The sequence below is a fragment of the Rhizobium leguminosarum bv. viciae USDA 2370 genome (genome assembly GCF_002008365.1).
Lineage (GTDB): Bacteria > Pseudomonadota > Alphaproteobacteria > Rhizobiales > Rhizobiaceae > Rhizobium > Rhizobium leguminosarum.
The window spans coordinates 1-25,531 of record NZ_MRDL01000031.1; the positions used below are offsets into that span (position 1 = coordinate 1).

21 protein-coding genes and 1 pseudogene are annotated in these 25,531 nt (G+C 62.2%); 17 read left to right on the forward strand and 5 right to left on the reverse strand.

All coding sequences use genetic code 11. From position 1 onward, the window contains the following. Window positions 1–81: 81 nt before the first annotated feature. The 4 genes and pseudogenes from BS629_RS13295 to BS629_RS13310 all read left to right on the forward strand — a co-directional run. A pseudogene (locus BS629_RS13295) lies at window positions 82–306 on the forward strand (cupin domain-containing protein); the annotation flags it as partial. 129 nt (window positions 307–435) lie between these two features. Further along, window positions 436–1,899, forward strand: a complete 1,464-nt coding sequence (locus BS629_RS13300) for an aldehyde dehydrogenase family protein (RefSeq protein ID WP_018245975.1) — start codon at window positions 436–438, stop codon at window positions 1,897–1,899. A gap of 9 nt (window positions 1,900–1,908) precedes the next feature. Then, entirely contained in the window at window positions 1,909–2,952 is a 1,044-nt protein-coding gene (locus BS629_RS13305) for a tartrate dehydrogenase (protein WP_018245976.1), read from the forward strand. A gap of 28 nt (window positions 2,953–2,980) precedes the next feature. Then, a complete protein-coding gene (locus tag BS629_RS13310) occupies window positions 2,981–4,438 on the forward strand; it encodes an NAD-dependent succinate-semialdehyde dehydrogenase (RefSeq protein ID WP_018245977.1) in 1,458 nt (485 codons plus the stop codon). A 72-nt stretch (window positions 4,439–4,510) separates the two neighbouring features. Here the strand turns inward: BS629_RS13310 and BS629_RS13315 are convergent, their stop codons facing one another. The 4 genes from BS629_RS13315 to BS629_RS13330 form a co-directional block, all read right to left on the reverse strand. After that, window positions 4,511–5,785, reverse strand: a complete 1,275-nt coding sequence (locus tag BS629_RS13315; protein ID WP_018245978.1) for an NAD(P)/FAD-dependent oxidoreductase — start codon at window positions 5,783–5,785, stop codon at window positions 4,511–4,513. Window positions 5,786–5,798: 13 nt separating this feature from the next. Next, window positions 5,799–6,467 carry a haloacid dehalogenase type II gene (locus BS629_RS13320; protein ID WP_026188726.1) on the reverse strand — a complete coding sequence of 223 codons (669 nt, stop codon included), beginning with the start codon at window positions 6,465–6,467 and terminating at the stop codon, window positions 5,799–5,801. A 173-nt stretch (window positions 6,468–6,640) separates the two neighbouring features. Beyond that, on the reverse strand, window positions 6,641–7,315 hold the full coding sequence (otnC, locus tag BS629_RS13325) for a 3-oxo-tetronate 4-phosphate decarboxylase (RefSeq protein WP_018245980.1): 675 nt from the start codon (window positions 7,313–7,315) through the stop codon (window positions 6,641–6,643). A gap of 16 nt (window positions 7,316–7,331) precedes the next feature. Then, window positions 7,332–8,330, reverse strand: coding sequence for a LacI family DNA-binding transcriptional regulator (locus BS629_RS13330; RefSeq protein ID WP_018245981.1), 999 nt, complete (start codon window positions 8,328–8,330; stop codon window positions 7,332–7,334). 239 nt (window positions 8,331–8,569) lie between these two features. Here BS629_RS13330 and BS629_RS13335 point away from each other — a divergent pair, with 239 nt between their 5' ends. The 11 genes from BS629_RS13335 to BS629_RS13385 all read left to right on the forward strand — a co-directional run bounded on the left by BS629_RS13335 (window position 8,570) and on the right by BS629_RS13385 (window position 21,572). Further along, window positions 8,570–9,886, forward strand: a complete 1,317-nt coding sequence (locus tag BS629_RS13335) for an MFS transporter (RefSeq protein WP_020493442.1) — start codon at window positions 8,570–8,572, stop codon at window positions 9,884–9,886. A 69-nt stretch (window positions 9,887–9,955) separates the two neighbouring features. Then, the gene (gene ltnD, locus BS629_RS13340) at window positions 9,956–10,900 is read left to right on the forward strand and encodes an L-threonate dehydrogenase (protein ID WP_018245982.1); all 945 of its coding nucleotides are present in this window, start codon (window positions 9,956–9,958) and stop codon (window positions 10,898–10,900) included. Between the two features lie 14 nt (window positions 10,901–10,914). Then, window positions 10,915–11,691, forward strand: coding sequence for a 2-oxo-tetronate isomerase (gene otnI / locus BS629_RS13345; protein WP_018245983.1), 777 nt, complete (start codon window positions 10,915–10,917; stop codon window positions 11,689–11,691). A 3-nt stretch (window positions 11,692–11,694) separates the two neighbouring features. Then, the gene (otnK, locus tag BS629_RS13350) at window positions 11,695–12,975 is read left to right on the forward strand and encodes a 3-oxo-tetronate kinase (RefSeq protein ID WP_018245984.1); all 1,281 of its coding nucleotides are present in this window, start codon (window positions 11,695–11,697) and stop codon (window positions 12,973–12,975) included. Between the two features lie 202 nt (window positions 12,976–13,177). Next, the gene (locus BS629_RS13355; protein ID WP_018245985.1) at window positions 13,178–14,014 is read left to right on the forward strand and encodes a GNAT family N-acetyltransferase; all 837 of its coding nucleotides are present in this window, start codon (window positions 13,178–13,180) and stop codon (window positions 14,012–14,014) included. 13 nt (window positions 14,015–14,027) lie between these two features. After that, the gene (locus BS629_RS13360; RefSeq protein WP_018245986.1) at window positions 14,028–15,404 is read left to right on the forward strand and encodes an aspartate aminotransferase family protein; all 1,377 of its coding nucleotides are present in this window, start codon (window positions 14,028–14,030) and stop codon (window positions 15,402–15,404) included. A 221-nt stretch (window positions 15,405–15,625) separates the two neighbouring features. Continuing rightward, the gene (locus BS629_RS13365) at window positions 15,626–16,339 is read left to right on the forward strand and encodes an HAD-IA family hydrolase (RefSeq protein WP_018245987.1); all 714 of its coding nucleotides are present in this window, start codon (window positions 15,626–15,628) and stop codon (window positions 16,337–16,339) included. Between the two features lie 65 nt (window positions 16,340–16,404). Then, on the forward strand, window positions 16,405–18,015 hold the full coding sequence (locus BS629_RS13370; RefSeq protein WP_018245988.1) for an ABC transporter substrate-binding protein: 1,611 nt from the start codon (window positions 16,405–16,407) through the stop codon (window positions 18,013–18,015). A 91-nt stretch (window positions 18,016–18,106) separates the two neighbouring features. Beyond that, window positions 18,107–19,057 (forward strand): ABC transporter permease, encoded by a 951-nt coding sequence (locus BS629_RS13375; protein ID WP_018245989.1) that lies wholly within the window; start codon window positions 18,107–18,109, stop codon window positions 19,055–19,057. Continuing rightward, complete coding sequence (locus tag BS629_RS13380; protein ID WP_018245990.1) at window positions 19,054–19,920, forward strand: ABC transporter permease; 867 nt, start codon at window positions 19,054–19,056, stop codon at window positions 19,918–19,920. Before BS629_RS13375 ends, BS629_RS13380 begins: the two co-directional genes overlap by 4 nt. Further along, on the forward strand, window positions 19,917–21,572 hold the full coding sequence (locus tag BS629_RS13385; RefSeq protein WP_018245991.1) for an ABC transporter ATP-binding protein: 1,656 nt from the start codon (window positions 19,917–19,919) through the stop codon (window positions 21,570–21,572). The genes BS629_RS13380 and BS629_RS13385 overlap by 4 nt, the downstream gene beginning before the upstream one ends. A gap of 370 nt (window positions 21,573–21,942) precedes the next feature. Here BS629_RS13385 and BS629_RS13390 read toward each other — a convergent pair whose 3' ends face one another. Then, the gene (locus BS629_RS13390; protein WP_018445089.1) at window positions 21,943–22,419 is read right to left on the reverse strand and encodes an Lrp/AsnC family transcriptional regulator; all 477 of its coding nucleotides are present in this window, start codon (window positions 22,417–22,419) and stop codon (window positions 21,943–21,945) included. A 235-nt stretch (window positions 22,420–22,654) separates the two neighbouring features. Here BS629_RS13390 and BS629_RS13395 point away from each other — a divergent pair, with 235 nt between their 5' ends. After that, the gene (locus tag BS629_RS13395; protein ID WP_018517818.1) at window positions 22,655–23,980 is read left to right on the forward strand and encodes an NAD(P)/FAD-dependent oxidoreductase; all 1,326 of its coding nucleotides are present in this window, start codon (window positions 22,655–22,657) and stop codon (window positions 23,978–23,980) included. A 344-nt stretch (window positions 23,981–24,324) separates the two neighbouring features. After that, on the forward strand, window positions 24,325–25,506 hold the full coding sequence (locus BS629_RS13400) for an aminotransferase class V-fold PLP-dependent enzyme (protein ID WP_077988273.1): 1,182 nt from the start codon (window positions 24,325–24,327) through the stop codon (window positions 25,504–25,506). Window positions 25,507–25,531: the final 25 nt, after the last annotated feature.

The window sequence follows — 25,531 nt, forward strand, 5'->3', positions numbered from 1 at the left end:
GTTGCTCACACCGCGCCATTTGGCGTATTCAAAGCCGCCGAGGCTCTAACCGCCGCTGGATGAAAGTTCAGTGGCAGGTCAACGGTTCATAGCGGCGTGTGGGAGGCGACACCCGGCGAGACGCGCTCGATCAAGGGTGAGACGTTCGAGTTCTGCCACATCCTTTCCGGTCTGATCGAACTCACGCCGGAAGGCGGCGAACCGGTGGTCTACAAGGCCGGCGACAGCTTCGTCATGAAGCCGGGCTTCGTTGGCGTCTGGAAGACGATCGAGACGGTGCGCAAGATCTACGTCACCGTGTCGTGATGCCGACGCCGTAGATTTGACTGCCGCATCGGCGAAAACGCAATTTTTCGCCGCTGCGGCATCACCGGTCGATGCATGCTGCTCGCATTCCCCAGTTAGGCTTGCCTCAGCCCATCCCGAGGACATGCGATGACACTCAGCTTCGATCCGAACACGATATCCTTGCCCGTCGGACATTTCATTGGCGGGCGGCTGGTTCCGGCCGAGGCGGTCATCGACATGCATCGCCCATCCGACGGCAAGGCTTATGCCGGCTGTCCGCTGGCCGACGAAGCCCTTGTCGATCACGCCGTCGAAACCGCCAGGACCGCATTGAAGACGAGCAATTGGGGCGGCATGCGGCCGCGCGAGCGCACCGTGGCGCTGCAGCGCTGGGCGGACCTGATCGAAGCCGAGGCGGAGACCCTCGCCAGGCTCGAGGCGCTCTCCTCGACGCGGCCCATCGGTCATCTCGTCGCCGGCGACATCGCCGTCACCGCCGAACAGATCCGCTTCTTTGCCGAGTTCGCCGACAAGGAAGGCGGCGACCTCGTCCCGACCGACGATGCGAACTTCGGCATGATCATGACGGAACCCTATGGCGTCGTCGGCGCCATCACACCCTGGAATTTTCCCTTGTCCATGGCCGGCTGGAAGCTCGGTCCGGCGCTGGCGGCAGGCAATGCGGTGGTGTTGAAGCCGTCGGAAATGACGCCGTTTTCGACGCTCTATCTCGCCGAACTTTCGGTGCGAGCCGGCCTGCCGGCCGGTCTCGTCAACATCGTGCTCGGCGACGGCCCGACCACCGGAAATGCCATCACCGGACATCCGGGCATCTCCAAAGTCAGCTTCACCGGCTCGACGGCGGCCGGCTCGGCGATCATGACCAATATCGCCCGCACCGGCGTCAAGCCGATGACGCTGGAACTCGGCGGCAAAAGCCCGCAACTGGTCTTCGCCGATGCCGATCTCCAGCTTGCAGCCGGCGCAATCGCCGGCAGCATTCTCTCCAACGCCGGTCAGGCCTGCGTATGTGGATCCCGCCTCATCGTCGAGGCGACGGTGGCGGACGAACTCGCGGCAGCGCTCGTGGCCAGGCTGGCGGCCATCCGCCCCGGCCCCACCTGGGACGAGGCGACCGATTATTCGCCCGTCATCTCCGAACGCCAGATCGCCCGCATGGACGGCATCATCCGCGCCGCTATCGACGACGGCGCCGAATGCCTCACCGGTGGCCGCCGCCTCGACCGCGAGGGCTATTTCTACGCACCGACCCTGATTTCCGGCGTGACGGCAACATCGCCGGCGGTTCTCGAGGAAATCTTCGGACCGGTGCTGACCATTCAGACCTTCGATGACGAGGAGGAAGCGCTGAGGCTCGCCGACCATCCGGCCTATGGGCTCGCCGCCGGCCTCTTCACCCGCGACCTCTCGCGTGCCATCCGCGTGACCCGCCGCCTTCAGGCCGGCACCGTCTGGGTCAACCGCTACGGCCGCTCGCGCGACCATATCCTGCCGACCGGCGGCTATAAGCAGTCGGGCATCGGCAAGGATCTCGGCCGCGATGCCTATCTCGCCAACCGCAAGAGCAAGAGTGTGCTCATCAGCCTGTGAGGACCTGCGATGAAGACCTACAAGATCGCCCTTCTGCCCGGAGACGGCATCGGCCGCGACGTGACGGCAGCAGCCTGGGCCGTGCTCGTAAAGGCGGCTCAATCGAACGGATTTTCTCTTGATGCAACCAGCTATCCCTGGTCCTGCGACTACTATCTGGAGAACGGCAGCATGATGCCCGCCGATGGCATCGAAACGCTCAGGTCCTTCGATGCCATCCTGCTCGGTGCCGTCGGCTGGCCTCGCAAGGTACCGGATTCCGTGTCGCTGCACGGACTTCTGCTGCCGATCCGCAAGGCTTTCGTGCAATATGCCAATATCCGCCCGCACCGGCTGCTGCCGGGTGTGCAGGGGCCGTTGCGGTCTGACGGCTTCGACATCCTCTGCATTCGTGAAAATACCGAGGGCGAATATTCCGGCGCCGGTGGCCGCGTCCACCAGGGCGCCGATAATGAGGTAGCGGTCGAGACTTCGATTTTCACCCGCAAGGGGGTTGAGCGCATCCTGCGTTTCGGCTTTGAGCAGGCGCGTGCGCGCAGCGGCAAGCTTGCCTCGGTGACGAAGTCCAACGCCCAGAAATATTCGATGGTCTTCTGGGACGAGATCACCCAGAAGCTTTCTGCGGAATATCCCGATGTCGAGGTGACCAGCTACCATATCGACGCCATGGCCGCCCGCATGGTCATGGCGCCTGATAGTCTCGACGTCGTGGTCGCCTCCAACCTGTTCGGCGATATCCTGACCGACCTCGGCGCTGCCATCCAGGGGGGGCTCGGCTTTGCAGCCTCCGCCAATATCAATCCCGATCGCTCGGCGCCATCGATGTTCGAACCGGTCCACGGCTCCGCGCCCGATATCGCTCATCTCGGCATCGCCAATCCGATCGCCGCCATCTGGTCGGGCGCGATGATGCTCGAGCATTTGGGAGAAGCGGCTGCCGCCGCAAGGGTGATGGCCGCAATCGAGGCGACGACGGCACGCGGCATCGGCGCAATTCCCGGCAAGGACAAGACGGACGCGATCACGGCATCGGTGCTTTCGGCACTTGGCTGATCAATGGGGCTGATCAATGGAGAACAGAATGAACAGATTAAGGGATAGCGGCCTGTTTCGTGAGCAAGGGCTGATCGATGGAGAATGGCGCGGGGCCGCAGCCGGGCGCACGATCGAGGTGATCGACCCGGCGACGCAGCATGTGCTGGGCACAGTGCCCGACATGGACGGAGCCGATACGAGGGAGGCAATCGCCGCGGCGGAGAAAGCCTTTGGTCCATGGCGCGCAAAGACCAATGCCGAGCGTGGCGCATTGCTGGAAGCCTGGCACGATCTGATGCTCGACAATATCGAGGATCTGGCGCTGATCCTCACCCGCGAGCAGGGCAAGCCACTGACGGAAGCGCGCGGCGAAATCCGCTATGGCGCCTCGTTCATCAAATGGTTTTCCGAGGAGGCGCGCCGCATCGGTGGAACGACCATTCCCTCGCCGACGACGGACCGGCGGATCGTCGTTCTGAAGGAGCCTGTCGGCGTGTCGGCGATCATCACGCCGTGGAATTTTCCGAATGCGATGATTACCCGCAAGGTCGGGCCGGCACTCGCCGCAGGCTGCACCGTCGTCATCAAGCCATCGGACCTGACTCCCTATTCGGCGCTGGCACTTGGCGTGCTGGCGGAACGCGCCGGCATCCCGAAGGGCGTCATCAATATCGTCACCGGCATGCCGGCTGCGATCGGCGACGAGCTGATGGCCAACCAGACCGTCCGCAAGATCTCTTTCACCGGCTCGACCCGCGTCGGCTCTCTGCTGATGCGCGGCGCGGCCGACAGCGTCAAGCGGCTCAGCCTCGAACTCGGCGGCAACGCGCCCTTCATCGTCTTCGACGACGCCGATCTCGATCTTGCCGTGGAAGGCGCAATCGCATCGAAATTCCGCAATGGCGGGCAGACCTGCGTTTGCGCCAACCGCCTTCTCGTCCAGTCCGGTGTCTATGAGGCCTTCGCCGCCAAACTTTCCGCACGCGTATCGGCCATGAAGGTCGGGGCCGGCACGGATGCCGGTACGGATATCGGGCCGATGATCAACAAGGCGGCGATCGAGAAGATCAAGCGTCATGTCGACGATGCGGTGGAAAAGGGAGCAAGGATCCTCGCCACCGCGGGTTCCGTGCCTGAAGGCGATCAATATGCGGTGCCGATGGTGCTCGGCGGTGCGACGACCGAGATGCAGCTTGCCAGCGAAGAGACCTTCGGCCCCGTTGCCCCGCTTTTTCGTTTCGACAACGAGGAAGAGGCGATCCGCATTGCCAACGCCACGCCCTTCGGCCTTGCCGCCTATTTCTATACCGAAAGCCTGAAACGCTCCTGGCGTGTCGCCGAAGCGCTCGAATTCGGCATGGTCGGCCTGAACACAGGGGCCATTTCGACCGAGGTCGCTCCCTTCGGCGGCGTCAAGCAGTCCGGCCTCGGCCGTGAAGGCGCGCAGTGCGGCATCGACGAATATCTGGAAATGAAGAGCTTCCACATCGGGGGGCTCAACTGACCAGCGGTAGAGCAAAAGAAAATGGGCGCCGTGGACTCATCCTCGGCGCCCTTTTTCGTACTCGCTGATGCTTTACTGAAACCGGTCGAGTGTCTTGTAGTACAAGCCCACCAGCGGCAGGAACCAAGGTTTTCCGAAATGGCCGGGGACGGCGGGCCAGTCGAGCCCCTTGATCGGGTTACGGTCGGCCTTGCCAAGGATGGCGTCGGCCATGATCATGCCGAGATGGGTGGAGAGTTGGGCGCCGTGGCCGGAATAGCCCATGGCATACCAGACACCATCGACATAGCCGGCGCGGGGATAGCGGTCCTTGGTCATATCGACGAGCCCGCCCCAGCAATAGTCGATTTCGACGCCGGCAAGCTGCGGGAAGATTTCAGCAAGGCTGGCGCGCAGAATATCGCCGCTCCTTGCGTCCGATCGTTGATCCGACGTCGCGGAAAACCGGGCGCGACCGCCGAAGATCAGCCGCTTGTCGGGCGACAGCCGGAAATAGTTGCCGATGTTCATCGACGTGACACAGGTGCGGTTGCCGGGCATCGTAGCGGCGATTTCGGCGTCGGTCAGCGGACGGGTGGCGATCAGGAAGCTGCCGACGGAAACGATCCGGCGGCGGAAATAGTTAAAGAGCGACGGCGTATAGGCGCCTGTCGCGACCAGCACGTGGTCTGCTGTGACGGTGCCCCGTGCGGTCGTCAGGCTGTGGCGACCATTGCCCTGCCGGTGTGCGCTCACCGCCGCCCCTTCGAAGATGGTGGCGCCGTGGCGGGCGGCTGCCGTGGCGAGCCCGGCGACATAACGGCCCATATGCATCATTGCACTCTTCTTCGAGAGCATGGCGCCATGGAAGGGCGAGCAGACCTCGCTTTTCAGGTCACTCGCGGTCAGAAGTGCCGTGTCCGGATCGACTTCTCTGTGAACAGCCTCGAAATTGCGGGCAATGGCATCGAAATGCTGCGGCTTGGAAGCGAGCTTCAGCTTGCCGGCGCGGCGGAAATTGCAGTCGATTCCCTCTTCGGCAATGATCGCCTCGATCGTGTCGATGGAATCGTCGAACGCCTTGTAGAGGGCGACGGCCCGCTCCACGCCGAGTGCGGACTTGGCGGACAGGAAACTGTGGGCGAGCCCGTTGTTGAGGTGGCCGCCATTGCGCCCCGACGCTCCCCAGCCGACCCGTTCGGCTTCCAGCACCACGACCTTGACGCCGGCCTTTGCAAGCTGGCGCGCCGCGGCAAGCCCGGTAAAGCCGGCGCCGATGATGGCGACGTCGTAATGTCCTTCGACGGGGCCTTGTGCGCCGCCGGCAAAGGCTGGAGCCGTGTCGTGCCAGTAGGATTCGAACTGCATCCGCGTGTCTCCGTCAGAGCCCGACGACGCCAGGCAGGCCGGAGATGTCAGGAATTTCGACATAACCGTAATAGGGGTTGGCAGGCTCATGGCCGCGATTGACCCAAACCTTGTTCTTGATGCCGAGATCGTGGGCCGACATCAGGTCGTAGCGGAAGGAGGACGAGCAATGCAGCACGTCTTCCGGCCCGCAGCCCAGCATATCGAGCATGTATTCAAAGCCCTTGAAGCGTGGCTTATAGGACTGCGCCTGCTCGGCGGTATAGACCGCATGGAAGGGCGCGCCCAGTTTTTCGACGTTCGACATGATCTGCGAATTCATGGCGTTGGAGAGGATGACCAAAGGGATTTCCTTGGCGACCTTGGCGAGACCGGCCGGGACATCCGAATGCGGCCCCCAGGTTGGGACCCGCTCATAGATCATCCGGGCGGCTTCATCGCGAAATGTCACGCCGTTGCGCTTGCATGTCCGCTCGAGCGAATTGTGCACCACCTCGGCATAGGGTTTCCAGTCGCCCAGGATCTCGTCGAGCCGATAGGCGGCGAAATTCTTGATGAACTCCGCCATGCGCCGCTCGTCGAGCTCTTCGCCGTAGAGGTCGCGCGCCGCTTCCGCCATCTGAAAGTTGGTCAGCGTGCCGTAGCAGTCGAAGGTGATGTATTTCGGACGGAACGTCGTCATCTGCGTATCCTTGAGCGATCGGAACTGGGGACGTGTCACAATCATAGGCACCGCTTCACCCACAGCTCGCCTGAATTGGCGGCATCGGAAGCAGAATCTATCGTATCGAAAGCTGGGTTTGGCGGAAGGTTGCGCGCTTTCACCCGCGGTCAACGGCCAGCGGAGTGACGCCTTCAATCGCCGTCGTGATCGTGATCGTGATGCGACGGGAGGTCGAGGCCGAAGGTGTTGACGAGATCGGCCACCTGCGCCGGACTGAGAAAACGGGGATTGAGGTTGCGCAACAGCAGATAGAGCTTCGCCGTTTCCTCCAGTTCCTCGGTCGCAAAGACCGCCGCCTCCAGGCTGTCGCCGGCAACAACAGGTCCGTGATTGGCCAGAAGCACCGACGAATACTTGCCCGCCAGCCCGCGGATGGCGTCGGCCACATCAGGATCGCCGGGACGATAATAGGGCACCAGCGCGGTTTCGCCGGCGCGCATGAGATAATATGGCGTCATCGGCGGCAGGGCGGCGCGCGGATCGATTTCCGGCAGCATGGTCAGTGCCACCGCATGGGTGGAGTGAAGATGGACGATGGCGCGGGCGCTGCCGCGCGTATCGTAGAGGGCGGTGTGCAGCGGGATCTCCTTGGTCGGCTTGTCGCCGGACAGGAGCCGGCCTTCAGCATCGAGCCTGGAAATCCGTGCCGGGTCGAGAAAGCCGAGCGAGGCGTTGGTCGGCGTGACCAGCCAGCCACCGTCCTCCAGCCGCAACGATATGTTGCCCGACGAACCGGGCGTCAGCCCACGCTCGAACAGCGAGCGGCCGTATCGGCAGATTTCCTCACGCAGGCGCGCTTCGGACATGACAGTTCCTCCAATATTACGCAGTTGCCCCTTCGATCAGTTCAAAGCCGAGATCGACGGCCTGCGGTGGCGCATTAGCGACGACCAGCTGCGCGGCTATCTGCCCCGTCGCCACGCGCGGCGTTCGGATGGTCGACAAGGGTTGCGGTGTTGCCCGGCCGATATCGAGGCCGTTATAGCCGAAAATGGCAAGCTTCGAGGGGATCGCGATCCCTTGAGCCAGACAGTGAAAATAGCCGCCCAGCGCCATGTCGTCGTTGGAGAAATAAACCGCATCGAGATCGGTCGTGCGGGCAAGCAACCGCTCCAGCCCCAACCTGCCGTTTTCCACGGATGAAGCGCCTGCGAGAATTTCACGGCCGACGAGAGGGGCGTCATGCGCTTCGAGCGTTTCGCAAAAGCTGGAAAACCGCTTGCCGGCACGGGTATCGCGGTTCAGGTCGTGACCGACATAGCCGATCCGGCGATAACCCCGCTTGAGCAGGAAGGCAGCGCTCTCCCGTCCGGCCGCGCGGTTCGAGAAGCCGACGGCGATATCGAGAGCATCGCCGTCCAGATCGAGCAGTTCGACGATCCGACACCCGCTGGCGCGCAGCATCTTCACCGTACCCTCAGTATGCTCGTACCCTGCCAGCATGACCGCCGCCGGCCGCCAGGCAAGCATCGCGGCGGCGAGCGCTTCCTCCTTGCCCGGATCATAGTCGGTCACGGAGAATACCGCCTGATACCGGTTTTCCTCCAGAACGGCGCTGGCACCGCGCAGCACATCGGGGAAGACGATGTTGGACAGCGAGGGAATGACGAAGGCGACAAGACGCGAACCGGTGGAGGCAAGCGTTCCCGCGATCCGGTTCGGCACATAGCCCAGCCGCTCGACCGCGGCCATCACCCGCTCGCGCGTCTTGCCGGAAAACGAACCGTGGTTGCGCAGCACGCGCGACACCGTGCTCTCGCCAACACCGGCCGCTTCCGCGACCTCGGCAAGCGTTACCGTCGGTTGATGTTTGAATTCCATCGTTACGTTTGAACCCGACTGTTGAGGTGGTTATCCGGCCTGCCCGCCCGATGAGCACCGCGTTGCCACCATTTTTCACCGCTCCCGCCAAGAAGCAAGGTTTTTTTGGCAGCGCTACCAATTTGCTGTTGGCAGCGCTGCCAAAATGAATTAATGAAAATGGCAGCGCTGCCACAAATGGCTCGGCGTGCCGCGGGAGGATCGACAGGAGACCGCGGCAACAATCGGAGGAGAAAATCATGACGCTGCAGACGCAAGCGCCAGTCGTTGGCGCACATCCCGCTCAGACGCTCGAAGACCGTGCCTATGGCAAGGTATTCTGGCGCATCGTACCCTTTTTGATGCTGTGCTACGTGGTCGCCTATCTCGACCGCGTCAATGTCGGCTTCGCCAAGCTGCAGATGTCGAGCGAGCTCGGCCTCTCGGAAGCCGCCTATGGCATCGGCGCCGGCATTTTCTTCATCGGCTATTTTCTGTTTGAAGTGCCGAGCAACATCATCATGAACAAGGTTGGCGCACGGGTGTGGATCGCCCGCATCATGCTCACCTGGGGCGTCATTTCGGCCGCTTTCATGTTCACCTCTTCGGAAACCGTCTTCCATGTCCTGCGTTTCCTGCTGGGCGTTGCCGAAGCCGGATTTTTCCCCGGCATCATTCTCTATCTGACCGCGTGGTATCCGGCCCATCGCCGCGCCAGGATTATCACCACCTTCATGTCGGCGATCCCGATCTCCGCCATTTTCGGCAATCCGCTTTCGGGTCTCCTGATGGACAGTTTTCACGGCACGCACGGACTTTCCGGCTGGCAGTGGATGTTCCTGATCGAAGCCATTCCGGCCATTCTTTTCGGCGTTGCGACGTTGTTCTACCTTGATGATACGATCCAGGGCGCGAAATGGCTGAACGATGAGGAAAAAGGCGTGCTGACGGCCAATATCGAGGCGGAGAACCGGGCCAAGACCGCAAGCCCACACAGCATCGGCGCAACGCTGACCGACCGTCGCGTCTGGCTGATGTGCCTGATCTATTTCTGCTTCGTGCTCGGGCAATATGGCCTGAATTTCTGGATGCCGACCATCGTCAAGGCCTCGGGCGTCAGCGGAAACCTCAATATCGGCCTGATTTCCGCGATCCCCTATATCTGCACATTCGTTGCCATGCTGGCGCTCGGACGTTCCGCCGACAGGCTGCGCGAACGCCGCTGGCACCTGGTCGTCCCGGCCCTCATCGCCGCCGGTGGTTTCGTTGCGGCGACGATGGCGACGAGCACGACAGTCTCGATTGTCTGCCTCTCGCTGGCTGCTGCCGGCGCCATCAGTTGCGCGCCGCTATTCTGGTCGCTTCCGACGGCTTTCCTCGCCGGCACGGGCGCTGCGGCCGGCATTGCCTGGATCAATTCGGTCGGCAACCTCGCCGGGTTTCTCGGGCCGTTTCTGGTAGGCTATCTCAAAGACTTCACGGGCACCAACAGCGCCGGCATGTATCTGCTGGCGGCTGCCTTGGTCGTTGGTTCGCTGGCCGTGTTGACGGTTCCTGCGAAAACCGTCAATCGCTAAACCACAGCCCCTCCGGGATAGCACCCGGAGGGGCGCAGACCTTTCCTCACAAGACTGGAGAACCTCCTCATGCCACCGCTTGCTGAAAACTCGGGCTCGGCCGTTGTCGCAGCCGTCATCGGTCTTGGTTCCATGGGGCTTGGAATGGCCCAGTCGATGAAGCGCGCAGGTCTCGACGTCGTAGGATATGACATCACGCCGGCGGCGGTGGACCGCTTCATCGCCGACGGTGGACGTGGCGCGTCAACCCCTGCCGCTGCGGCAAAGGACGCCGACATCGTCGTCTCCGTGGTCGTCAACGGCGCGCAGACCGAGGCGGTGCTGTTCGGGCCCGAAGGTGTCGCACGTGCGATGAAGCCCGGCGCCGTCTTCATCTCGTCGGCCACCATGGATCCCGCGGTCGCACGCGATCTGGCACAGCGGGCGGAGGCTCTCGGCCTGCATTATCTCGACGCGCCGATTTCAGGCGGCGCGGCCAAGGCGGCGCGTGGTGAACTGACGATCATGGCGTCCGGCTCCATCCAGGCCTTCGACACGGCACGCCCGGGTCTCGACGCCATGGCCGGCAAGGTCTACGAGCTTGGCGACGAGGCCGGAAAAGGCGCGGCCTTCAAGATGATCAACCAGCTTCTCGCCGGCGTGCACATCGCCGCCGCCTGTGAGGCCATAACCTTTGCCGCCAAGCAGGGCCTCGACCTCGACAAGGTCTATGAGGTGATCACCGCTTCGGCCGGCAATTCCTGGATGTTCGAAAACCGCGTGCCGCATGTGTTGGCCGGAGACTATACGCCGCTCAGCAGCATCGAGATTTTCGTCAAGGATCTCGGTATCGTCCAGGACATGGCCCGCTCCGAGCGTTATCCCGTACCGCTCGCGGCAGCCGCCTTGCAGATGTATCTGGCCGCCTCCGGGGCGGGCATGGGCCGTGACGACGATTCCTCGCTCGCGCGGCTCTATGCCGAGCTTTCCGGCGCTGAATTACCCAGCTCCACCAAAGAGCCGCAGAGCCTGTAAAAGGAACGCTAGACATGCCGGTTTTCGCCGCCAACCTGACGATGATGTTCAACGAATGGGCGTTCCTCGACCGCTTCGACGCCGCAGCCGAAGCCGGCTTTGCCGCCGTCGAATACCTCTTTCCCTACGAAGCCACGCCGGAGGCGATTGCCGAACGGCTTGCCCGCAACAATCTGCAGCAGGCATTGTTCAACCTGCCGCCGGGCGACTGGGCAGCAGGCGAGCGTGGCATCGCGGCTCTTCCCGGACGGTTCGATGCGCTGAAAGCGGATGTCGAGCGGGCCCTGGACTATGCGGCGGCGACCGGCGTCAGGCGGTTGCATCTGATGGCAGGCATCGCCGACCCTCATGACCAAGACGCCGCCTCCTCTTATCGGCGCTCCGTCACCTACGCTGCCGGGCGGCTTGCGGAAAAGGGCATCGATCTCCTGCTCGAGCCGATCAACGGGCGCAACATGCCCGGATATTTCCTCAACGACTTCGCCGCGGCCGAGCGGCTGATTGCCGAATGCGGCCTGCCGAACCTGAAGCTCCAGTTCGACATCTATCACCGCCAGATCATCCATGGCGACGTCACTATGGCGTTGCGACGCCTGCTGCCGATCACCGGCCATATCCAGATCGCCAGCGTGCCGTCACGCAACGAGCCGGACGGGGAGGAACTGAACTATCCCTATCTGTTCGGCGAAATCGACCGCCTGGATTACGACGGTTTCATCGGCTGCGAATACATCCCGCGCGGCCGCACATTGGACGGTCTTGGCTGGTTCAAACCTTTTGCACGGAGCTAGACGATGGCTATTTTGCTCGGATCAATCGCTGACGACTATACCGGCGCTTCCGACCTCGCCAACACGCTGACGAAGAACGGTCTGCGCACGGTGCAGACGGTCGGCATCCCCGATCCGTCGCTCGCCCTGCCGGATGTCGACGCTGTGGTCGTTTCCCTGAAGATCCGCTCCGTCCCGGCCTCGGACGCCGTGGCGGCGGCGGCAAGCGCCGAGCGATGGCTGCGCCAGCGGGGCGCCGGCCATGTGCTTTACAAGATCTGCTCGACCTTCGATTCCACCGATGCCGGCAATATCGGTCCCGTCACCGAGGCCTTGAGCGAGGCGGCCGGCGGCGGCTCCGTGCTGGTGACACCCGCCTTTCCGGAAACGGGACGCACCGTCTATCTCGGCCATCTCTTCGTCGGCGGACAGCCGCTGAACGAAAGTCCGCTCAAGGATCACCCCCTCAATCCAATGCATGACGCCAATCTCGTGCGGGTTCTCACCCGACAATCGCGCAATGCCGTCGGACTGATCGATCTCACGACCATCGCGGCCGGACCCGGCGCCGTCAAGGCGAAGCTCGATGCTCTGCGCGCGGCAGGCGTCACTGCTGTTATCGCCGATGCGATTTTCGAACGCGATCTTGAAACGCTCGGCGAGGTCGCGTTGAAAACGCCGGTGTCCAGCGGTGCGTCCGGCCTCGGCCTCGGCCTTGCCCGCGCGCTGGTCAGCTCTGGTCGAATATCGTCCGGCGGTGCAACGACGGCGGACGCCATTCGCCCTGTGGGCGGGCTGTCGGCGATCGTTGCCGGCAGTTGCTCCAAGGCGACGCTCCACCAGCTCGCCATCGCCGAACGGTCGATGCCCGTCCTGCGGCTCGACCCGGAACGGCTGCTTGCCGGTCCCGATGAGATCGCCGCGGCGATTTCCTGGGCCGGAGACCGCATCTCCGCCGGCCCCATCGTCATCGCCGCGAGTGCTGCGCCTGAAACCGTGTCCCGGCTGCAATCGCTATACGGGCGAGAGGCCTCCGGCCACGCGATCGAGACCGCGACGTCGATCATAGCAGCCGAACTGGTGGAGAGAGGCGTGCGGCGCCTTGTGGTCGCCGGCGGCGAAACCTCAGGCGCGGCGGTCGACAGGCTCGCCATTCCGGCATTTCTGATCGGCCCGGAGATTGCGCCTGGCGTGCCGGTGCTGCGCACAGTCGGCAATGCGCAGGGCGACATGCTTCTGGCATTGAAATCGGGGAACTTCGGAGGCGAAGATTTCTTTACGGCAGCGCTGGCGATGATGCACTGACATGCCCATCGCATGTCTATGAACTGTCGAGCGCCAGGACCCACCGCCAGGATCTGGATAGGACGCATATCGGTTGATTCTAGCATAAGATGCGGCGGCCGATGATAGCAAAGCCATAAGATACTGCCTGAACCATGGCCTTCAGACGATCTGCCCGCCGGCGCTCCGGCAGACTGGCGGGCACGACATGAAGGACGCCCCCATGCAAGCAAGTCAGATCGAAATCGTCCCGTTCGGCCCGGACCATCTGGAAGCCGCCGTCGCGCTCTCCCGACAGGCGGGCTGGCCGCATCGGACGGAAGACTGGCAGTTGGCGCTCGCCTTGAGCGAAGCGATGGTTGCGGTCGAGGACGGCAAGGTCGTCGGCACCGTGCTCGTCACGCCATACAAGGGGGATTGTGCGACCATCAACATGGTCATTGTCGACGAGACGATGCGCGGTCGCGGCCTCGGCCGCAGACTGATGGACGCCGCATTGCTGACCGCCGGAGACCGACCGCTGAGGCTGGTGGCGACGACGGCAGGCCTGCCGCTCTACCAAAAGCTTGGCTTCCGCGAGACGGGAACCGTGCTGCAGCACCAGGGCCTTGCCGGAGAAATGGCCGCGCCGATGGAAACGGAAGTGGCTACCGACGCCGATCTCGCTGCCATCGCGGGGCTCGACCGACTTGCCTTCGGCGCCGACCGTGAAGGGCTGCTCTCCTATATCGCCGGGATCGGCGAATTCGCCGTCATTCGCCGCGACGGCCGCATTTCCGGGTTCGCTTGCCTGCGTCCTTTCGGCCGCGGCGAAGTGATCGGACCGGTGGTGGCCGCCGATCTCGGCGAGGCCAAGACACTGATCGAACATTTCATCGCCAGACGGCCCGGACGGTTCCTCAGGGTCGATACAACTGCCGAGACCGGGCTTTCCCCATGGCTCGCCGAACAGGGGTTCGCCCATGTCGGCGGCGGAATCACGATGAGAAAGCCGTTGGCCAACGACGCCGCCGATCCGACCGCCACCACCTTTGCCCTCGCCAGCCAGGCACTCGGCTGATCCGGAGATCTCCATGTACAGCAATTCCCTCATCGAACTCGATCGCGCCCACCTCATCCATCCGGTCGCCTCCTACCGCGGCCATGAAAAGCTTGGCGTGCGCGTGCTCGCCTCTGCCAAAGGCGCGACGGTCACCGACGCATCGGGCAAGCAACTGATCGACGGCTTCGCCGGCCTCTGGTGCGTCAATGCCGGTTACGGCCACGAAAGCATCGTCGAGGCGGCGGCCCGGCAGATGCGGGAACTCCCCTATGCGACGGCCTATTTCGGCCTCGGCTCGGAGCCCGCGATCCGGCTTGCCGGCGAACTCGCCGACCGTGCGCCGGGCGATCTCAACCACGTCTATTTCACCCTTGGCGGCTCCGATGCGGTGGACAGCACGATCCGCTTCATACGCTACTACTGGAATGCCCGTGGAAAGCCTGAGCGCGATCAATTCATCTCGGTCGAACAGGGCTATCATGGCTCCTCGACGGTCGGCGCGGGCTTGACGGCGCTGCCCGCCTTCCATGCCGGCTTCGGCGTTCCCTTCGACTGGCAGCATAAAATTCCGTCTCACTACGCCTATCGCAACCCGGCGGGCGATAATCCGCAGGCGATCATCGACGCCTCGCTTGCGGCGCTGAAAAGCAAGGTGGAGGCGATCGGGCCGGAACGAGTCGCCGCTTTCTACGTCGAGCCGATCCAGGGCTCGGGCGGCGTTCTGGTGCCGCCGACAGGCTGGATGAAGGCCATGCGCGAATTCTGCCGCGCGCATGACATCCTATTCGTCGCGGACGAGGTGATCACCGGCTTTGGCCGCACCGGCCCGCTGTTTGCCTGCAGCGAGGATGAAGTCGTGCCCGATTTCATGACGACCGCCAAGGGCCTGACCTCCGGCTACGTCCCCATGGGCGCCGTCTTCATGGCCGATCACGTCTATGAAACGATTGCCGAGGGTGCGGGTGCTGCCGCTGTCGGCCATGGTTACACCTATTCGGCCCATCCCGTCAGCGCCGCGGTCGGCCTCGAAGTCCTGAGGCTCTACGAAAACGGCCTTCTCGAAAACGGCGTCAGGGCCGGCGCGCGGCTGATGCAGGGCCTGGAGTCGCTGAGGGATCATCCGCTGGTGGGCGACGTCCGTGGCCGCGGCATGCTCGCCGCCGTCGAGCTTGTGGTCGACAAAGTCAACAAGACGCCGTTGCCTGCATCCGCCGAACCCGCCCGCCGCATCTTCGATCGCGCCTGGGAGAACGGCCTCGTCATCCGCGCCTTCGGCAATGGCGTGCTTGGCTATGCTCCACCGCTCTGCTGCACCGAAACGGAGATAGACGCGATCGTCGAGCGCACCCGCATCACCCTGGACGAGACGCTGGAGGACCCGGATGTGCGTCGGGCGCTGCGGGCCTGAGAATACCGCGAAACGGTCAGATTCGGTATTTTGTGCCGCCTCATGGCGCCTATTCGGCGAATCCGGTGCGGTGCAGGTGACACACTGAAATCAACGAAAGGCCTGGATCCCGGCACATGCGGGCCTTCCATATAAGAGCGGGACAATGACCCCGCCGGCGGAACAGAATTTTCTTCTTCGAGAACCGCGCTCCCACCGGAGCCGAACACTGGGGAATTCACGTGAGCAAGAGCCTTCCGGAATTCAAATATATGACCTTCGATGTTGTCGGCACGCTCATCGACTTCGAAGGCGGCCTCAAGACCTGCCTCGCCGAGATCGCGACCGAGGCGGGAACTGAAATCGACGGCGAGCAGGCGCTTGGCCTCTACCGTGCAGCCCGCTACTCCAAGGATGCCGACCTCTTTCCCGACGATCTCGTGCGCGTCTACCTGGCGATCGCCCCGAAGCTCGGCTTGCCCGCCGATCAAAAATATGGCGAACGGCTTCGGGATTCGGCGAAGGGCTGGAAGGGTTTCGCAGACAGCGCCGCAGCGCTGGCCAGTCTTGCGAAGGATTACCGCCTCGTTGCGATGACCAATGCCCGCCGCTGGGCATTCGATTTCTTCGAGAAAGAGCTCGGCAATCCCTTTTATGCCGCCTTCACGGCGGATGATACGGGGACCGAGAAACCCGATCCCGCCTTCTTCGAGAGGGTGTTCGACTACGTCGCCTCGGAAGGACATTCGAAGGACGACATCCTGCATGTCGCCCAGAGCCAGTACCACGATATCGGGATTTCCAGGAAACTCGGGCTGACCAATTGCTGGATCGAGCGGCGACATGCTGAGAAGGGTTACGGCGGCACGATCGAACCGGCCGAGTTCACCAAACCCGATTACCATTTCACCTCGATGGCCGGCCTTGCTGATGCCGCGGCCGCCGCGCGCGCCTGACTTTGAAAGCAGATCGGGCCCGCCCGTAACGGGCAGCCCGCCACACAAGAAAAAAGGGGAATGAGATGAACGACAAAATCACCAACTGGACCAGATCCGACGATGCCATGGTCGAAACCGCCATCCGTCGTGGCGCCACTCGTCGCGAGTTGCTGCATATGATGCTCGCGGGCGGCGTGGCGATATCAGCCGGCGGGCTCGTGCTTGGCCGCGCCGGCAAGGCGCTCGCCGCAACGCCTGTTTCCGGCGGCACGCTCAAGGCGGCCGGCTGGTCGTCCTCCACGGCCGATACGCTGGACCCCGCCAAGGCGTCGCTCTCTACCGACTATGTCCGGTGCTGCTCCTTCTATAACCGCCTCACCTTCCTCGACAAATCAGGCACGCCGCAGATGGAGCTCGCCGAAGCGATCGAGTCCAAGGATGCGAAGACCTGGACGGTCAAGCTGAAGAACGGCGTTACCTTCCATGACGGCAAGCCGCTGACCGCCGATGACGTGGTTTTCTCGCTGAAGCGCCATCTCGACCCGTCCGTCGGCTCGAAGGTCGCCAAGATCGCCGCCCAGATGACCGGCTTCAAGGCCGTGGACAAGCAGACCGTCGAGATCACGCTCGCCAGCCCGAACGCCGACCTGCCGACCATACTGTCGATGCATCACTTCATGATCGTTTCCGACGGCACGACCGATTTCACCAAGGCCAACGGCACCGGCGCTTTCGTCAAGGAAGTCTTCGAGCCGGGCGTTCGTTCGGTCGGGATCAAGAACAAGAATTACTGGAAATCCGGCCCGAACGTCGATTCCTTCGAATACTTCGCCATCAGCGACGACAATGCCCGTGTCAACGCCCTGCTTGCGGGCGACATCCATCTCGCGGCCGCGATAAATCCCCGTTCCATGCGCCTCGTCGAGGCCCAGGGCGACGGCTTCACCTTGTCGAAGACGACGTCCGGCAACTATACCAATCTCAACATGCGACTGGATATGGAGCCCGGCAACAAGCGGGACTTCATCGAGGGCATGAAGTATCTCGTCAACCGCGAACAGATCGTCAAATCGGCGCTGCGCGGTCTCGGTGAGGTCGGCAACGATCAACCCGTTTCGCCTGCGAACTTCTATCATGACGCAAACCTGAAAGCGCGGGCTTTCGATCCTGAGAAGGCGAAGTTCCACTTCGATAAGGCCGGCGTCCTCGGCCAATCCATTCCGATCATCGCTTCCGATGCGGCGAGCTCGTCGATCGACATGGCCATGATCATCCAGGCCGCCGGCGCCGAAATCGGCATGAAGCTCGATGTCCAGCGAGTGCCATCTGATGGTTACTGGGACAATTACTGGCTCAAGGCGCCGATCCACTTCGGCAATATCAACCCGCGACCGACCCCTGATATCCTCTTCTCCCTGCTCTATACCTCGGACGCTCCGTGGAACGAAAGCCAGTACAAGTCGGAGAAGTTCGACAAGATGCTGATCGAGGCGCGCGGGTCTCTCGATCAAGAGAAGCGCAAAGCGATCTACAACGAGATGCAGAGCATGATCGCCCAGGAAGCCGGCACTATCATTCCGGCCTATATCTCGAACGTCGATGCCACGACGGCCAAGCTCAAGGGCCTGGAAGCCAACCCGCTCGGCGGCCAGATGGGATACGCCTTCGCGGAATATGTCTGGCTTGAAGCCTGATAAAGCAAAGGAGACCGGGGCTGCAGCCGCGCCCCGGCTCTTCCATCTGCATTGGTGGAACTCAACTCGAACGCACAAAGGGAAGACGCCCGTGAATAGCCAGGTCTTATCCCTTGTACTGAGCAGATTGTTCGTCGCCTTGATCACCCTGGTGATCGTCTCCTTTGCCGTCTTCTTCGCGACGACGCTGTTGCCCGGAGATACGGCGACGATCCTGCTCGGCCAAGCCGCCACGCCGGAAGCTGTCGAAGGCCTGCGCAAGGCCATGCATCTCGACGAACCAGCGCTCTTTCGTTTCCTGCGCTGGTTAGTCGGGCTGCTGCAGGGCGACCTCGGCACCTCCTATGCCAACGAAATGCCGATCGCCGCTCTCATTGCCGGTCGCTTCGTCAACACGCTGAAACTTGCCGGCGTCACCGCGCTTTTCTCCGTGCCGATCGCGCTCACGCTCGGGATCACTGCGGCGATGCTGCGCGGCACCCTTTACGATCGGATTGTCACGGTGATCACGATCGGCGTCATCTCCGTACCGGAGTTCATGGTCGCGACCTCCGCCGCGCTCATCTTCGCCGTCTACCTGAAATGGCTGCCGGCGCTTTCTTTCGCCAATGAGGTCCATAGTATGACCGACCTGTTGCGCGTCTATGCCATGCCGGTGATCACCCTCACCTTCGTCGTCTCGGCCCAGATGATCCGCATGACGCGCGCAGCTGTTATCGAGACGCTCAACACGCCCTATGTCGAGATGGCATTGCTCAAAGGCGCCTCCCGGCCGCGCATTGTGTTTCGCCATGCACTGCCCAATGCGCTCGGCCCGATCGTCAATGCCGTTGCGCTTTCGCTGTCCTATCTGCTCGGAGGCGTCATCATCGTCGAGACCATTTTCAACTACCCCGGTATCGCCAAGCTGATGCTGGATGCCGTCGCCACCCGCGACCTGCCGCTGATCCAGAGCTGCGCGATGATCTTCTGCCTTGGCTACCTGCTGCTGATCACCATCGCCGATATCATCGCCATCCTTTCCAACCCGAGGCTCCGATGACCATGACCCGTTCCGAAACCGCTTCCGGCCGGCTGTCCGGAACCCGGTTTGGCTATCGCTTCAACATCGTCGGCGCGATCGGCCTTACCATCATCCTCGCGTGGGCGCTCGTCGCGATCTTTGCGCCGTTGATAATCCCCTACCCCGTCGGCGAGATCGTCGATCTCGACTATTTCGGCCCGATGAGCCGGGAACTCTGGTTCGGCTCCGATTATCTCGGCCGCGACATGCTCTCGCGAATTCTGATGGGCGCGCGCTATACGGTCGGCATCTCGCTAGCGGCGGTGACGATCGCCTGCTTCAGCGGCGTCGTGCTCGGCATGATCGCAGCGGTCGCCGGCGGCTGGCTGGACACGATCCTCAGCCGCTTCCTCGACGCTCTCAACTCCATCCCGAGCAAGCTGTTCGGTCTGGTGGTTGTCGCTGCCGTCGGCTCCTCGGTCCCTGTTCTGATAATGACGCTGTCGGTCATCTACATCCCCGGCGCCTACCGCTTCGCCCGGGCGCTCGCCGTCAACATCAATGCGATGGATTTTATCACGGTCGCGCGCATCCGTGGCGAAAGCACCCTCTATCTCATTCGCTCGGAAATCCTGCCCAACATCGTCGGGCCGGTTCTTGCCGATCTCGGCATCCGCTTCGTCTTCATCGTTTTGCTGCTCTCCGGGCTTTCCTTCCTCGGCCTTGGCGTCCAGCCGCCCTATGCCGATTGGGGTGCGCTGGTGCGCGAGAATATCGGCGGCCTGCCGTTTGGTGCGCCGGCGGTGATGTTTCCCTCGCTTGCCATCGCCAGCCTGACGATCAGCGTCAACCTGCTGATAGACAATCTGCCGCAGAAAATTCGCGACCGGAGCACGTCATGAGCAATTTCATAGAAATCCGTGACCTGAAGGTCGAGGCCACCACCGATTCCGGTCGCCGCGTCGAGATCATCAAGGGTGTCAGCCTCGATGTTGCCGAGGGCGAGATCGTCGCGCTGATCGGGGAGAGCGGCTCGGGCAAGACAACGATCGCCCTGACCCTCATGGGCCATACCCGCGCGGGCTGTCGCATCTCCGGCGGCAGCGTTTCGGTCGGCGGCAAGGACATGGTCAGGCTCAGCGAGAAGCAGCGCGCCAAGGTGCGCGGCACCGAAGTCGCCTATGTCCCGCAATCGGCGGCCGCCGCCTTCAATCCCGCCACATCGATCATGGACCAGGTGATCGAAGTCACGCGTATTCATCAGCTGATGTCGCCGGACGATGCGCGTGCCCGGGCAGTCGAGCTCTTCCGGGCGCTGTCGCTGCCGGAACCCGAGACGATCGGCAGCCGTTATCCGCATCAGGTTTCCGGTGGCCAGCTGCAGCGTCTGGCCGCCGCCATGGCGCTGATCGGCGACCCGACCCTCGTCATCTTTGACGAGCCGACGACGGCGCTCGACGTGACGACCCAGATCGAAGTGCTGCGTGCTTTCAAGTCGGTGATGAAGAAGGGCGGCATATCAGGCGTTTATGTCTCGCACGACCTTGCCGTCGTCGCGCAGATCGCCGACCGCATCGTGGTCTTGAAAGGCGGAGAGACCCAGGAAACCGGCACCACCGAAGAGATCCTCAACAACGCGAAGCACCCCTATACCAGGGAGCTGCTTGCAGCCTTCGAACCGAAACCGCGCGGCGCAGCTGGCCCCGCCGAACCCGCGACGGCTCCACTGCTGAGGATCGAAGATCTCGTAGCCGGCTATGGACAGCGTCAGGCTGACGGCCTGCCGCTCGTTCGCGCGGTCGAGCACGTGAGCCTGAAGGTGGAAAAAGGCCGTAATCTCGGCATCATCGGAGAATCCGGTTGCGGCAAGTCGACGCTCGCCCGCACCATCGCCGGCATCCTGCCGGCCGCGGTCGGCAAGATCGTCTTCGACGGCACGGAACTGCGTCGCAGCGCTCGCGAGCGCTCGCGCGACCAGTTGCGCGAGATGCAGATCGTTTTCCAATATGCCGATACCGCACTCAACCCGGCGAAATCGGTTGAGGAGATCCTCGACAGGCCCTTGGTCTTTTACCACGGCATGGATCGAAAGATGCGGAACGCCCGGATCGATCAACTGCTCGACATGGTGCGCCTGCCTCGCAATCTGCGTCATCACCGGCCGGGAGAGCTCTCGGGCGGACAGAAACAGCGCGTCAACTTCGCCCGGGCGCTCGCCGCCGATCCGAAGCTGATCCTCTGCGACGAGATCACCTCGGCGCTCGACACGGTGGTCGCCGCAGCGGTCATCGACCTGCTCAAGGAATTGCAGCGCGAACTCGGCCTCTCCTATATCTTCATCAGCCACGACCTCTCGGTGGTGGAGGCGATCTGCGACGAGATCGTCGTGATGTATGGAGGCCGTAAGGTCGAGGAAATCACATCCTCGACAGTGAAGACGCCGCAACATCCCTATTCGCAGCTGCTCTTCTCGTCGGTGCCGACGCTCGATCCGGCCTGGCTCGATGGGCTCCAGCAGGATCCGGAACTGGTGCGGGCCTATTGCCGGCACTGACCGCCGATTCCAGGTGTTACCGCGCTGCCCTCCTCGAAACCACAAGCAAGACGCTTGCCAGACCCGGCGCGCACCCGGGCAGGTCATGTTGAAAAGCCTGGGCTCCACGGCACAAGATCTGCAAGTGGCAGCGAATATGGCTTCGGAAAGAAAGCCCGAAATTCTGTCGCAAGTCCTTCCAACCAGTATGAAGCTTTAATTATAGGGAGAACAACCTGCGACAGAGAATCGGCATCTGCGCAGGACCGATTAGATCGGAGAGATGCAACGGGTGAGGTCGGTCTGGAACCCTGAGAGATTGCGTTGGGACGCTCGGCCAAGGGGAGTTTGCGGATCAGGAGCGGGGCCCGGCCGCGGTCCTTCTCGCCGGCTAAAGCGGAAACAAGGTGGTAAGCGGCATGTGGGCTTTGACGATCGGCGATTTCAGGACGACGAAGCTGAAATACTTATCGATACCGACGTCCAGGTCGGTAAGCCGCTCCATGATCGTCTGATATTCGTCGATGCCGGCGGTGACGAATTTCAGCAGATAATCGTAGCCGCCCGAAACCAGATGACATTCGATCACCTGATCGACCTTCTCGATCGCCGCCAGGAAGCGGGCGAAGTCGATTTGCCGGTGGTTCTTCAGGGTGATCTCGGTAAACACCGTCAGCGTCTGCCCGAGTTTGCTGACGTTGATCTGGGCCGAATAGCCTTCGATATAGCCTTCCGACTGCAGCTTCTTCACCCGCATCAAGCAGGGGCTAGGCGACAGATTGACCAGTTCGGCGAGCTCCACATTGGTGACGCGGCCATTCTTCTGCAGTTCGTAGAGAATTTTTACGTCGATCCGGTCGAGTTTCATCTCACACGGCCCTCACTTGCTCGAGATCGCCAATGACGCAGCAGATTATGCTGCCGTATTCCCGACATCGACCTTAACACATAAGTCAGACGTGTCGACCGCGTTGCGGGACAGGCCGAAGCACAAACCGCTGCTGGCATCCTGCCAAGACGGAATCTTCTGCTGTCACCAACCGATCTCCAGCAAAGCCGTAGCTTTGGATCCGCTAGACTACGCCTGAAACGGAGACTGTCCCATGCCCGCACCGCTCAATCGCGTCGCCACCACGCCGGAACTTCCTTCCACCGCCGATGTGGTGGTAATCGGCGGCGGCATCGTCGGCGTTTTTGCGGCCTATTATCTCACCCGGCGCGGATTGAAGGTCGCCCTCGTCGAGAAGGGCCTCATCGGCGCCGAACAATCGAGCCGCAACTGGGGCTGGTGCCGCCAGCAGAACCGCGACGCCCGCGAACTGCCGATGTCGACGAAGAGCCTCGATTTGTGGGAGCGCTTCGCCACTGAGACCGGTGAGGATACGGGCTTCCGTCGCTGCGGTCTCTTCTATCTCAGCAATAGCGACGATGAACTGTCCGGCTGGGCACGCTGGCGCGATTTCGCCCGCTCGGTCGGCGTCACGACGCACATGCTGAGCAGCGCCGAAGCGACCGAACGCGGGCGTGCCACCGGCGCCTCATGGAAGGGCGGGGTGTTTTCACCGACCGACGGCATCGCCGATCCGGCGAGTGCTGCGCCGGCCGTTGCACGTGCGATTCTGACACTCGGCGGCACGGTGCATCAGTCCTGTGCGGCCCGCGGCATCGACATCGAAGGCGGCAGGCTCTCGGGCGTCGTCACGGAACATGGCACGATCCGCACGAAAATCGCGATCCTTGCCGGCGGCGCCTGGGCCTCCTCCTTCTGCCGCCAGCTCGGCATTCGGTTTCCGCAAGCCTCGGTGCGCTCCTCGATCCTCTCCGTGTCCCCAGGAGCAAGCGGCCTGCCGGACGCGCTGCACACATCTGCGGTCTCCGTTACGCGTCGCGGCGATGGCGGCTACACATTGGCGATCAGTGGTGGCGGGCGTGTCGACTTGACGCCGCAGCAATTCCGTTACGCGCCTCAATTTCTGCCAATGTTCGTCCGGCGTTGGAGAAGCCTCGCGCTAGGCGGATTGGAGGGATTCAGGTCTGGGCACGAAACCCTGGCGCGATGGCGATTGGACGCACCCACTCCGATGGAACGAATGCGCATCCTCGATCCGAAGGTCGACCAAAGAACAATTCGGCTTACCCATTCGCGCGCGCTTGAACTCCTGCCTGCCCTGAGGAACACAAATGTCAGTGCCGTCTGGGCCGGTTATGTGGATAGCACCCCCGATGGGGTGCCGGGAATCGGTGAGATCACCACCGTTCCAGGCTTCATTCTCGCCGCCGGTTTCAGCGGCCACGGCTTCGGAATCGGTCCCGGCGCCGGTCATCTGATCGCCGATATCGCCACCGGTGACACGCCGATCGTCGATCCCCGGCCTTATCACCCGGAGCGGTTCCAGAGATCGGCCTGGGGCAAAGTCGCCGACTTCTGAAGGTGGAATGGCTCGCAGGCATTCGACCATGGCGTGCCGCAAGCCGGTGTCCTCAAGGTAAGACACGCCGCCCTAGCGGACGAGAATGCGAAATTTCCGGCATGTAAAGGCCCTCGGATAGGGGAACGAATTTCCGGACGTTCTAGCGTCGGCGCTGTAATGCTTTGAATTGCTGCTTAAATTTTGGCGCGGCACGCAGAGTGACGACATGGTGTTGCATCGTTTTGGCAATCATCGACATTCGGTATTAAGTTCTGCGTGGGGATGCAGGATAGGCGGATTACGCCGGCTCGGTCCGCCTAGCATCGAGGGGTCAATGAACTGCCCGAAAAGGAATAGCTTTCATGAACCTCTTTGCTCCAGATCTGAAGGCCGAAACCAAGGGCGAGGAATTGTGGGAGCGCGTCCGCGCCCAATACCCTGCCCAGGAACCGCTCCTGAATTTGAACAACGCTGCCGTCAGCCCGCCAACGATAGCGGTACAGGAGGCCACGATTGACGCCTATCGCTTCATCAGCCGCAATCCTGACTATAACATGTGGAGCAACCTCGATGCTGCGCTGCCCGGTATCAAGCGTGATTTGGCCGAGTTGATAGATTGCACGCCAGACGAGATTGCGCTCAACCGGAATTCCTCGGAAGGACTTTCAGCGGCGATTTTTGGAATACCGCTGACCAAGGGCGACCAGGTGTTGATCTCGAACTGGGACTATCCGAGCGTCCGTGCCGGATGGCTGCAACGGCATCACCGCGACGGAATCGAGGTCGTGAACTGCGCCTTCGATATCATGGACAGCGACGAGGATATCATTGATGCCTATGTGGAAGCGATGACGCCCCGGACTTGCGTCCTGCAACTGACGCATATGTATCACTGGAATGGACGCGTTCTTCCCATCGAGCGACTCTGCCGGATCGCGCGGGAGCGCAACATCATCACGATAGTCGATGGCGCCCAGACGTTCGCTCAAATCCCGGTCAGTTTTCGGCAACTGGATTGCGATTTCTTTATCACGAGCCTTCACAAATGGCTCGGCGCACCTGTCGGCAACGGAATGCTGATCGTCAACCGACGCCAGATCGACCGAACTTGGCCTCTGCTGGCGCCCTTCGACCAACCCGCAATGAACATAGACAAGTTCGATCACTGGAATCTGGGTACCTATAATTCCGCAATTCAGGCCGGAATTAAACCGGCGATCCAATTCCATCGGGAAATCGGCGCAGACAGGATGCACGTCCGACTGCGCGAACTCACTCGACACTGGGTCGGTCAGGCTCGCGACATTCCCGGCTTCAGGCTTCACACGCGGACCGACACTGAGAGCCTAGGTGCAATATGCCTGTTTTCAATCGACAACACCGACATGAAAAAACTGGAGAACACTCTTCGAGAGAAATACCAAATCCACACGAAATATCGCCAAGTCGAGCATGTCGAAGGTCTGCGGGTTTCGCCGCATATATATATGCTGAAGAGTGACCTTGACATGTTCGTCAGCGCGCTCAGAAATGCGTTGGCTTGAACCGGAAGCCCGTTCCTGAAGATAG

Bases quoted from the DNA above. Each gene is read 5' to 3' on its own strand.
- BS629_RS13300 (WP_018245975.1), top strand. From the start codon at position 436: ATGACACTCAGCTTCGATCCGAACACGATATCCTTGCCCGTCGGACAT.
- BS629_RS13305 (WP_018245976.1), top strand. From the start codon at position 1,909: ATGAAGACCTACAAGATCGCCCTTCTGCCCGGAGACGGCATCGGCCGC.
- BS629_RS13310 (WP_018245977.1), top strand. From the start codon at position 2,981: ATGAACAGATTAAGGGATAGCGGCCTGTTTCGTGAGCAAGGGCTGATC.
- BS629_RS13315 (WP_018245978.1), bottom strand. From the start codon at position 5,785: ATGCAGTTCGAATCCTACTGGCACGACACGGCTCCAGCCTTTGCCGGC.
- BS629_RS13320 (WP_026188726.1), bottom strand. From the start codon at position 6,467: ATGACGACGTTCCGTCCGAAATACATCACCTTCGACTGCTACGGCACG.
- otnC (WP_018245980.1), bottom strand. From the start codon at position 7,315: ATGTCCGAAGCGCGCCTGCGTGAGGAAATCTGCCGATACGGCCGCTCG.
- BS629_RS13330 (WP_018245981.1), bottom strand. From the start codon at position 8,330: ATGGAATTCAAACATCAACCGACGGTAACGCTTGCCGAGGTCGCGGAA.
- BS629_RS13335 (WP_020493442.1), top strand. From the start codon at position 8,570: ATGACGCTGCAGACGCAAGCGCCAGTCGTTGGCGCACATCCCGCTCAG.
- ltnD (WP_018245982.1), top strand. From the start codon at position 9,956: ATGCCACCGCTTGCTGAAAACTCGGGCTCGGCCGTTGTCGCAGCCGTC.
- otnI (WP_018245983.1), top strand. From the start codon at position 10,915: ATGCCGGTTTTCGCCGCCAACCTGACGATGATGTTCAACGAATGGGCG.
- otnK (WP_018245984.1), top strand. From the start codon at position 11,695: ATGGCTATTTTGCTCGGATCAATCGCTGACGACTATACCGGCGCTTCC.
- BS629_RS13355 (WP_018245985.1), top strand. From the start codon at position 13,178: ATGCAAGCAAGTCAGATCGAAATCGTCCCGTTCGGCCCGGACCATCTG.
- BS629_RS13360 (WP_018245986.1), top strand. From the start codon at position 14,028: ATGTACAGCAATTCCCTCATCGAACTCGATCGCGCCCACCTCATCCAT.
- BS629_RS13370 (WP_018245988.1), top strand. From the start codon at position 16,405: ATGAACGACAAAATCACCAACTGGACCAGATCCGACGATGCCATGGTC.
- BS629_RS13380 (WP_018245990.1), top strand. From the start codon at position 19,054: ATGACCATGACCCGTTCCGAAACCGCTTCCGGCCGGCTGTCCGGAACC.
- BS629_RS13385 (WP_018245991.1), top strand. From the start codon at position 19,917: ATGAGCAATTTCATAGAAATCCGTGACCTGAAGGTCGAGGCCACCACC.
- BS629_RS13390 (WP_018445089.1), bottom strand. From the start codon at position 22,419: ATGAAACTCGACCGGATCGACGTAAAAATTCTCTACGAACTGCAGAAG.
- BS629_RS13395 (WP_018517818.1), top strand. From the start codon at position 22,655: ATGCCCGCACCGCTCAATCGCGTCGCCACCACGCCGGAACTTCCTTCC.
- BS629_RS13400 (WP_077988273.1), top strand. From the start codon at position 24,325: ATGAACCTCTTTGCTCCAGATCTGAAGGCCGAAACCAAGGGCGAGGAA.